The following is a 10,311-nucleotide window of genomic DNA, read 5'->3' as shown; positions in this document are numbered from 1 at the left end:
CTTATATCAGTGTTGCTGACAGCGATGCAGAAAATCAGTGAACATCTTCAGTCAGGAAAGGAAAAGGATCTGCGCAACCATCTTGACCGGATCCGCAGAGTTCTGAAAAAACACGAATACCAATGGTTTGACAAAGCAGAGGTTTGGTCATTCTGGCCCGGTTGCATTGAAAAACTGGGCCTGCTGGGGCAACTGCATCTGTTACAAGAGTACAAGGAGAAAGTATCAGCAAAATCCACCAAGGTAATGGGGCTAACGCGGTTTAAACGTCGTGGTGACTTTGATGAGGAATGTGGTTCCACGCGTAGGGCACGCCGTAAACGTTATATCAGGTAGATGTTGGAGGTATCGTTGCCAAGGATGGCGATGATACTATAGGCTGATTAACTGGCATTTTAGGGGGGCGGCTTTTTTCAGCTTCCCCTTCCTATGGTTTGGACGAGGGTTGATTTTTGGGTTCTCCAGACGCCAGGTCAAGCCATCAAAACAGTCCGGAGATGCGTCAGGGTGTGTTGCAGAGCATGAAAATTTTATACCTTGGGGGCGGTGATCTGGAGTTTAGGTGGTATTTTTTTAGCATTAATGCCAATCAGGAAAGAAATTCAAGGGTTGAAAAATGCGGGCAGCAGCTTGCAGGATGAAAGATTTATCCGGTATAGAATGTGCGTTCCGCCAATGAATTCCTGGCATTTTTTTCATATCTGTATATGAAACAAGATTATGACCGTACACCCCGGTAAATCATGGTTCCGTCCATAGCGCAGAAATCATTTATCTATATAGAGAACTGTATATTCATCTAAAGTGCTGGTAGGCATATCTATCTCATCAGTAGAGTATATAAACTACTATATAGGCTTATATTATTATATATGGCCTTTGCCATACTAAAGGCCATACGCGTGCACATGCGTAATTTCACATCTTATGACTTAATATTTTTTTTCATAAATTTAATAATAGCCTTGATATTATGGAGGTGATACTAGTTTAATAACCATAATAATAACCATAATAATAACCATAATAATAACCATAATAATAACCATAATAATAACCATAATAATAACCATAATAATAACCATAATAATAATAACCATCTTAATATTGGGGAGGGGGGAGGGTATAAGGGGTATTATAATGGTTCTATTATTATACTCGTTTATATGGTCTTGGCTGTCTCTAGAGATTCCTCTATAACATGGTTATTTTTTTACTGTTCAATCTTACGATTAAAAAAAATTTGTGTAATCCATGTTGTAAATATACACGTGTATATATTGCGTTATGTATTTGTTTTCAGGAGACGTTGGCATTACGTGAGTAGTGTCACGTCGATTATACACTTTTTTTAATTTAAGGTGAGTCTATGTCTGGTTATTTTATTTCCCGTGGTATACTTGTGACCTCAGAAACGTATGGTGCTTTTGTTGACGACGTTTATAAAATAAAATTTACGGGTAAAGATAAGCGACAAGCACCCCGCTTCTATGCGGATATCCAAGGATTCTTGCAACATCTTATCTGCAATACATTATTGTACGCCGATCAGACGCCAGAGAGTGATCCGTATACAGTTTACGCTCCTTTCTCCAGTAAGTTAGGTAAAAAGAAATTACCGTTTGTATTTGAGCAATCAAAGTACCTTGTCTGTAAAAGAGCATTAGAGCTTCTGGAAAAGGAAGGTATTATTAAGATAAAGCAGCATCATGTTGGCAAGAAGAAGTGCCGTGAGTTTGCGTTGAGTAAAGAGTATATTAAGCGCTGGTTCGGTGATTTTAATCACCGAGAGTATATGAGGAATGAACAGCGTTATATTTATCTGTCCACGGCTGTAAAAGTGAGTGATAAGAAGACGCTCAGTTTCGATGATATGATAGGCCGGGCTTTGGATAAAATGAAGAAGCCTAAGCATAAAACCCGCCATGCTTCACGTGAAACCGTCAAGTACATGAAAGAAGTCTATTCAAACATGGGCGGGTTACGTATTAACCTTGATAAGTGGCGTGATTTTGAACCAAAGGATGAAATCGAGGCTGCTCATAAAGCTCATTTCATCAGTCACCTCTTGTCCCGAGGTTGCCGAATGGTCAGCAGTGTACCTCTGATTGTTGAGTATTATCCAGAATATAAGCTTTCTTCTAAAGGAACCCGCTCATTTGAGCTACACCGTGGTTTTCAGGGTATGAAATCAAGCCTCAAATGGAAGATCTTTGAAGGGTATAACTATGATATAGAGAGTAGCCAGTTCAATATTCTCAAAGGGGAATTTAAGAAATACGGTATCAAATGTAGTCGTCTAAACGAACTGTCCAAGGAAAAGATAATGGAGCGGTTTGATATATCCAGCCAGTCTGCAAAAACATTACTGTACTCTTGTTTGTTCTCTCTCTGCAAGGTTAAACTGTCCTCCAAGAGTAAATCCTTTTCCATTCTTTGTGATGAATATGGATATGATGTGGCGGCAAAGAAATTAAGATTATGGGGAGAATATATTTCACCGATCAAACGTAAGCTTGAGAAACTCATCGCTATTTATATCAGTCAAGGCGTAAATTGTCCGGGCCGTGGACTGGCTATCCGCAATGCGGTAAGTCAGACCTATTTGTTGAGAGGGGAAAAGAATGAACCGGTCAAGGCAAGCGAGTGGGGGAAGATATTGGCTCATATGCTTCAGGGCATAGAAAGCCGGGCCATCTATGACACTATCCTTACTAATCCTGGGGTATGCGGATCGATCGAGCATGACGGATTGGTTAGCAGTAAGCCTATTACATGGGATCACCCCTACCTGAAATTGGCGCTCAAGCATAAAAGTGAATGATGTTAATTTGTACTGATTGTTTAGCGTGATAGGGGGAGGGGGGGTGAATGCACTCCCTTTTGAGGGTTATTTTCATGGAGATAATCGCCCTTCTTACGCACCCAAAAATTAGCATCAGGGTGTTTATTCCCGTTGAGTGGTGATATGCAAGCATGACGTTGACGCTTGCCCGCAACCACTTCAAGCAGGTTTGGTAATCACCCTAAATTTACAAATTGCGTTGAAAGTGGTTGGTTTACGCATTTTCGACCACTTTATTGTTGCAGGTACGAACCGTATAAATGGCGGAGCGTGGACTGCTGTAAGCAGTCCGGTTTCAATCAGCCCAGCGGATAGCTCAGAACGTCAGCTAAGTGCCAAGAACGGACATTTCACACTTTTGCTTATGTGGCCAAAACCTGTATACCACTACACTTTATAGAATTTATATCAATAGTTAAGATAAAATGAAGGTTAATTGGAGTTTCATTCGGTTACATAGACCCACCGTTCAGTTAATGATGGACTCAGAAATTATCACTGCCAGGTTCATGTAAAATACAGGTAAAGGAATATCAGATGCCATCTCTATACACACTCAATGATCTTCTCGGGCTGCTTGTTTTTTCGCGGAAATATCACTTCCTCCACAATGATCTGGACTGCCTGATCATTGCATGGGCTGAAGATCAAATCACCGAAGGAAATGATTCGGAGACTCTTTTAATTCTCGCTTCACTGGGGCTTGATAATGAACCTGAACGGACCGAGGTTGAATTATATATGTCACGGTACATGGCAGAGCAGCGGATAGATCTGCCACCGCTAAAAACAGCGGCATTGGTCTGGATCAAGCTATTTATGAGTCAACTTTCCCAGTGTGCGTCAATCCATGATGCAGAACAGAAAATGTATTTTCTGGTGTGTCATTGGCTTGAACCTGACGTAAAGATTTTCGCGGCGGTGGTCGATACCCTGAAATCGCTTTACTGGCATCTCTTTGATGAATGGGAGGGTCCTAGCACAAGCGAAGCAGCAAGGATGGAGGTGTCAGAATTCTTTGAGCTGATTAATCGTGCGATGCTACCCTATTGCCGTAAAATTGAGAACCCAGATTGGCTGGATCTGCTTGTTCGGTAATTTTTACCAGCATCCTGAAAGCTGCCTTTCCTGTGTGCATAATTCCATCTGATTTTAATTTCTTTTCGCATTCTACTTCAGTATATACCCAAAATAATTCGAGTTACTTATAGGCGGCAACTGAGCGAAGCCCCAGGAGCTTACTCAGGTAAGTGACTGGGGTGAACGAAGGCAGCCAACACCCAAGCAACTTGAATTATGAAGGGTATATTCAGCAAAAATTTCATCGTTCATCCTATGAACCTAGACACAAAAGTTAACCTAACTGAATAGCAGTTCTGTGCGTGAAGCGGACGTTGCTAACACCAAGGTTTACTAATCTGCGGAGAGCAGGTTAACTCATTCTTTCCTAAAAATTAGGCGGGTGCATCTAAAGGCACAGTGTAATTACTTAATCTAACAATTAAAGGTTAAACTGTATTTTGTCAATATCATTGTTTTCATTGTCTACGACATTTATGAACATCGATGCACTATGTGCATCCATTGATTGAGTAGATGGGTGCTTATATCCAACATGAGTTCCAGCTGAAAAAAAAGCAATTGCCAAAATTGACTTTGATGGACTTAGGATTAATTTACTACTTTCTATGTCACCATGATGCGGTACAATAACATAAGTGTATTTATTGTTTTTAAGCGCGGCTATTTCTGGACATAAATCAGTGTGAATATGTTTATATAAATAATCTCCGGGAGCTAAAACCTCCTCTTTTTCAGTGCTAATGTGTGTAACTAATTCATTATCATTTTTTTCTTTTGAAGAAGAAAAAGGTTGAGTACGATACGAATGCAGAAACCCGTTAGCAAATTTTATTTTAATCATGGAGCAGGCTATAACTTTCTGAAAGGTTAATTTATCTTTAAAGAAAAGATCATTTGTATTGCTAGGAATGTATATATTGGACACCATTTTTAATATATTTGGATCCCAAGATAAAAGCCTATGATGATCGCTATCTAAATGAGATAAAATCATATCCACCTGTGATAGAGCATTTAGATCACTTATAAGTTTATTGGTAGACAGTTTTTTATAATTAGGCTTTAAAATGGGCTTGCCTGCACCACAGTCAAGCAGAATCCCTTCTTTTCCGTTGTGTAACAATGAGCACATTCCTTGACCTACAGAATAACTATTTAAGTATATTTGACCACTGATCTCCTTATTTATATCGGTATGATCTTTCTTTTTATTTAGGAAGTTTTGAATCAAGTTGTTTTTTGCAACCAATTGATTTAATGGGTAAATGAATGCCAAGCTTATGATTTTAATTTTTTCATACTCTTGATCTGTTTTACTTCCCTCAGGGGGTTGATAATTTCGATAGTAATACCCATCGGCAGTATTTGAATTTTTAAACTTCAATAAAATATAGCAGTCACCATTCTTAAAGTCATTGAGATACCTTTGAACATACAAGTTTCCTTTTTTGGATTTTCTATTGTAGAACTCTGACTCTTTGATGTCGATTGAAAACGTTGAAACCGCGGTTGAATCGTCACTCAGCTCATCTCTATTGAAACTATTTAACCTGACACCTTGATGTTCAGGCATATAATCTAGGGTTATATTCGCCTTGTCTAAACAGCATACAAAAGTCAATGTTTTTTCACTCATGAGTTCTTACCTCTACATACAATTTTATACTTTCTTTAGCTCTGTTGAGCTGCTCCCATTAATTCACACATAATGCGGTTAGCAATGTCCGCTCCTCTCATAGCAAACTGCTCGCCCAACTCTTGAGAATACCAAGTTAGACGCTATGGTGGTGCATTTCAAATTCACTTGCTATTTGTTGGCATGCTTTCTCATGAAAAAGATCTGTTGTCATGACAATAGAGTAAGGGGCGTAGTCATTTACAAGTTTATCCGCATTCAAACTTACGTCATCTTCTGGCCGAAAGAATGGTCCGTCTTTATCACTGATAAATTCTAAATCCATACGGCGGATCGTCTGGTCAATAAGATATCCAGCTTTTTCTTCTTCAAGCATAATTTCTAACGAGACGTATCCGGGCATCTGAACGATTCTCACAGCTACAATTTCAGGACGAAGATATGAAAGATATTTTTCTCGAAGTCGTTGCGTGACGTCCTCGGCCACATACTGTTCAGTGGAATTCTGAAGTGGTTTTGCTGACTTGATTAATAATGCAATAGCCTTATCGAGCGGGTAACGAAAAAACTCACGTGACGTACTAACACGGAAATCATTCAGTTCATTATGTAACATAGCTTCGAGAGCTTCATGTTGTTCAGTAAACAGCTCAAAGGCCACTTGAAACGGTGTGGGCACCCCAGTTGAAGAGAGTTCACGTGCACGCATGCGGGAATCGCGTAGCGTTCGACCGATTTTAATCAACCCGGGCATGCTCGGATTGATTAAAATATATACATATCCAGGAATCATTGATACCTATCCTTTTGCTAAAATTCTAGCCTGCTACGTATTTCACCACAGCCTATCATTCTTCAGGTGAGTTGTGATAACTACTAATAAAATGACCAACGTCAGCTTTTCGCTCGAAGTGAACGATATGATCTTCCTTTAACGTCAACTTCATCGCCAGTAAGTCTCTCAATAACCTCAATTGCGTCTGGGTCACCATGCCAGGCCATGCAATTTAAGCAGTCGCCTCCACAATCAAGATTGAGAGTTTCTGGTATTTTACTCATTGGCTGACCGCAGGTCAGGCAGTTGTCAGTTTCCACTGGTAGACATCCTATTTTTTCTTCATATCAAACGGCTCAGTGTTGCCTAACATACCACAATGTAAGACCGCTTCGTTCGAAGCTGTCATAGGGCAACTATGAGCGAATAACGGACATTGGGAACAGCATTCTGTGTGAATCAAGGGGGAGCAGGTCACTGGCTATGAACACCTCATCATTGACGTGAAGCAACAATTTTCAATGCTTGGTATGTACAACATTTTCATGTCATCCTCATTGATGTAGAATTGTCTATGATTTTTGCTTACGTGAAATATATGGAAATTCTCAGGTTGAATGTTAATGAAATAAACCATCTAAAGATTTCCAAATGCAACTTGAACTGTTATTGGAGTGCACTCTGAATTCTAATGAAATATATGGGTGTTGAGTAAAATATAAAAACATTGATTAATAAGGAGCGTATATGATTTTTGATGATATTGATGGTTATTACGATTATCGGGCACTGCACTCCATTGCTGATGAAAAAAGAGTGCTGAATAAAGTCAATGCTTTTCGTCAGGAATTCACCGCTCTTGCTAGAGAATGGTCTCCTGAACGTAATTCTCAATGGGTTTGCCGTATCTATTTCTGTACTAAAATGATTCTAAATGCAACTGTCGTTCTAAAACAGGCTGAATTCGCCGAAGAAAAAAACCTGAGGGCAGCCATTCCTTACTTTCACTATTATGCCATGCTCTCAATCTTACGTTGTGTGGTCCTAACTTTGCCGACTGAAGACTGGGATAATGAGGATATTCTGAGTATCTCTCATAAAAAAGCGAGAGACAAAACCAGAGAATGGTTGGCTCGATATGACAGAGCACTGGCCATACGATTTGATGATTTCTTCCTGACCCTTAAATCAAACAGAGAATTACTATCATATAAGGCGCCTGCCAGTGCAGACCGAAACATTAGCAACCAGGATGAGGTAATATATTTCTGTACTTTACTAGCAGAAGTCGCGCAATTTAACACGGCTATATTGCATAACGCTGTTGTCAGACACGCATCAGAGGATGATTTCGTTGTGTTCGATCATGACATGGCTCGCATTTATAACGTTGAGATTGAAGGGAAACGTTTCTATGATAGCGAGGACAGATATCGTCTGGATTATCTGAGACGAAAAGGCAATACTCCTCACAGCATTCACATGACCATGACAGAGGGGCAGACTGAAGATTTCATTGGTGCCTGGGATGCTCACGACGATGATGTTGATAACGAAGAAAGCCGTTTTTACTCTGGCTCCCCCTCATCATGGCAGGACATATTTGATATTCCCTGAATCATAAAAATAATTGCCAATCAATAAAACACCATACCTTTTTAATTTTAATGGTGTAATTAGGTCGATAACCCCCTTGATGTGACCGGCTACCCGTTATCAACACTAAGTGCTGTTCGCTACTTCCGTTTTTGGCACAGGGCTGCTATTGCAGCCCTGACAACCTTAGACTTCAATCGATTCAGAGATCTCTAACGCATCATCTACTTCAATGCCCAGATAACGGACCGTGCTTTCCAGTTTCTTATGGCCTAACAGAAGTTGGATCACTCGGAGATTCTTGGTTTTCTTGTAGATGAGGCAAGGTTTTGTTCTTCTCATGGAATGTGTGCTGTAAAGCGAATCTTCGAGACCAAGCTTTTCTACCCACCCATGAAAGATTCGGTTGTATTGCCGGGTTGATATGTGCCGATTAGTTCCGATCCGAGACCGGAACAAGAAGCCTTTACTATGCAAATTAAAAGGCTGTATACACAGCCTTTTAATTTATGCTAGAGCTTATAAAGCTCAGTTAATCTAGCTTTTTCTTTGGCAAATTCTTCATCAAGGTTCGAGAAGTCTGGAAGTGTAACCATTAAATCCTTAAGTTGATGAATAACATTCCAGGCATCGTAATGAATAAAGGGGTTTAAGCCAATTACGTTTCCCTCATCATTATTTTTAGATTTTCCTACACCACATAATTTGATGAATTTGTTGATTGCAGTTGTTTCATTCCAGTCAGAAACAAAAAGAAGCAAGGCAGAAACAGCCAAAAGGGGATTGTTTTTTTTAACAGCGGATAAGCTCCTGATCTTTCTGAAAAGAAACTCGTGATGCCTAGTTATTTTTTGTGCTATCCTTATCGTTGCTTCATATTTATCTTTAAGCAACCTTCTATCATAAACCTGATAACCTCGATCTCGTGCTACTAACCGATATGCTTGTTTAGTAAATGTGGTGCTATTCACAAGATTATAGAAAATAGCATTATTCTTATTGGTCATATCGATCATCAATGATGGGTATTTGAATCTTAAAGAACGATAAACTTCATCGTTTATATCAAACCAAGATTTATTTTTTCTCTCTTCATCGACAATATATGTATCTTCTTCTTTGCGGGAATACATGCTGGCTCTTACTAGGTTGATCATGTGAGGGCTGTAGTTAACAGAAAAAGTGCCTGATTGGCGTAATTCAGTAAACCACCGTCGCATATTTCTAATATCTTCCTGATTGAACTCTTCATGTTCAATACCTCTACATACAAGCTCTCGAATTATACTTGTAATCTCAGAGCCGGAAGTGCCTAATTTTATAAAACCATCCTTTGAAGAGTCTATTTGCTTATCATCGCCATTGTAATGATCGCAAAATATTTTGTGCGCGTCTGTTCCGTCTTTTGTTCTAAACGAAAAATGAGATTGGCTAACTATTTTATTTGTTGTTTTCGAATAACCTTCTGAAACAACAATTGCACCGCTTACATTGCAAATTGGGCACTCTGCATCAAACGCAACAAATTCCTTGAAATCACTAAAATTAAGTACGTTATTTGATAAGTAAAGGTTTAGCAATTGAACTATGTCCAATTCCTTTTTGAATGTACGAGAATAGACCGTAATTGCCATTTGCACTCCCTTCGTCATAAATTCAGCTTGTATGAAATATTATCGCATAAAGATACTGATGAGCCAGTAATATAACTAGAAAATATTTTTTGTGGTTCAGCGACCTAGACGTCCGCTACTGGCACAGAGCTGCCTGTTTGATTAAGTATAGCTCTGTGCTGCAATGCGTAGCAGTTCAAAATCGAGCTTATGCAAATCAGTATCGCTAAGAATCTCATCAAGGAGACCATTGTGATGTAAATTGTATTAGTGTAAATATTCAATCCAGACAAGTTCAGGATCTATATCTTCATATGTGTTAATACAGATAATGTGATTGATCTTAGCCGCTATCAGCAGAAGAAAAAGTGATTCAGGTAGTTTCCAGTGTCCACTCATCGAGCTTATTGGCCCAATCCTGCATCATAACTTTCCGCTCATCAAGGTAGGTCGCATGGTTATACGTGCGTCGAACATTATTTGTATCGGCATGCGCGAGCTGTGCTTCTATAGCGTCAGGCCTATAGCCCATTTCGTTTAATCTGGTACTACCAGTAGTTCGTGTCGCATGTGGACTATAAGTTCCGCTCCAGCCAAGACTTTTGAGAAGTTGACGCAGCGAGTGTGATGTCATTGGGCCGCGTGGGTTATCCCGGCCAGGAAAGAGATGCTGCCGATGACCTGTTAAACCATAAAGCGTTCTGAGCATTTTGACAGCTTGAGAGGGAAGGGGCATAACATGTGTCAGCAACACTGATATAAG

7 protein-coding genes and 2 pseudogenes are annotated in these 10,311 nt (G+C 39.7%); 4 read left to right on the top strand and 5 right to left on the bottom strand.

Going from position 1 to position 10,311, the window contains the following annotated elements; all coding sequences use genetic code 11:
* The 3 genes and pseudogenes from IV04_RS24160 to IV04_RS24150 all read left to right on the top strand — a co-directional run.
* Nucleotides 1-336 (top strand): annotated as a pseudogene (locus tag IV04_RS24160) (hypothetical protein); the annotation flags it as partial.
* Between the two features lie 1,033 nt (nt 337-1,369).
* Nucleotides 1,370-2,824: a hypothetical protein gene (locus IV04_RS26655; RefSeq protein ID WP_051916970.1), complete on the top strand. Its 1,455-nt coding sequence runs from the start codon at nt 1,370-1,372 to the stop codon at nt 2,822-2,824.
* Between the two features lie 558 nt (nt 2,825-3,382).
* The gene (locus tag IV04_RS24150) at nt 3,383-3,943 is read left to right on the top strand and encodes a hypothetical protein (RefSeq protein ID WP_037404615.1); all 561 of its coding nucleotides are present in this window, start codon (nt 3,383-3,385) and stop codon (nt 3,941-3,943) included.
* A 403-nt stretch (nt 3,944-4,346) separates the two neighbouring features.
* On the opposite strand, the gene IV04_RS24870 is transcribed toward IV04_RS24150, so the two are convergent.
* Nucleotides 4,347-5,564: a hypothetical protein gene (locus IV04_RS24870; RefSeq protein ID WP_051916969.1), complete on the bottom strand. Its 1,218-nt coding sequence runs from the start codon at nt 5,562-5,564 to the stop codon at nt 4,347-4,349.
* 136 nt (nt 5,565-5,700) lie between these two features.
* On the bottom strand, nt 5,701-6,357 hold the full coding sequence (locus IV04_RS26990) for a GIY-YIG nuclease family protein (RefSeq protein WP_037404616.1): 657 nt from the start codon (nt 6,355-6,357) through the stop codon (nt 5,701-5,703).
* A gap of 729 nt (nt 6,358-7,086) precedes the next feature.
* On the opposite strand from IV04_RS26990, the gene IV04_RS24135 reads away from it, so the two are divergent.
* Entirely contained in the window at nt 7,087-7,956 is an 870-nt protein-coding gene (locus IV04_RS24135; protein WP_037404617.1) for a hypothetical protein, read from the top strand.
* A gap of 165 nt (nt 7,957-8,121) precedes the next feature.
* Here the strand turns inward: IV04_RS24135 and IV04_RS25685 are convergent.
* The 3 genes and pseudogenes from IV04_RS25685 to IV04_RS25680 form a co-directional block, all read right to left on the bottom strand.
* A pseudogene (locus IV04_RS25685) lies at nt 8,122-8,415 on the bottom strand (tyrosine-type recombinase/integrase); the annotation flags it as partial.
* A 32-nt stretch (nt 8,416-8,447) separates the two neighbouring features.
* Nucleotides 8,448-9,569, bottom strand: a complete 1,122-nt coding sequence (locus tag IV04_RS24125; RefSeq protein ID WP_037404619.1) for a hypothetical protein — start codon at nt 9,567-9,569, stop codon at nt 8,448-8,450.
* Nucleotides 9,570-9,921: 352 nt separating this feature from the next.
* The coding region (locus IV04_RS25680; protein ID WP_152562963.1) for a tyrosine-type recombinase/integrase at nt 9,922-10,311 on the bottom strand (390 nt) is incomplete at its 5' end.

It is taken from the genome of Serratia sp. Ag1 (assembly GCF_000743355.1).
Taxonomy (GTDB): Bacteria; Pseudomonadota; Gammaproteobacteria; order Enterobacterales; family Enterobacteriaceae; genus Chania.
The sequence above is the reverse complement of the archived record's forward strand: the minus strand, read 5'-3'. Positions and strand labels throughout refer to the sequence as shown.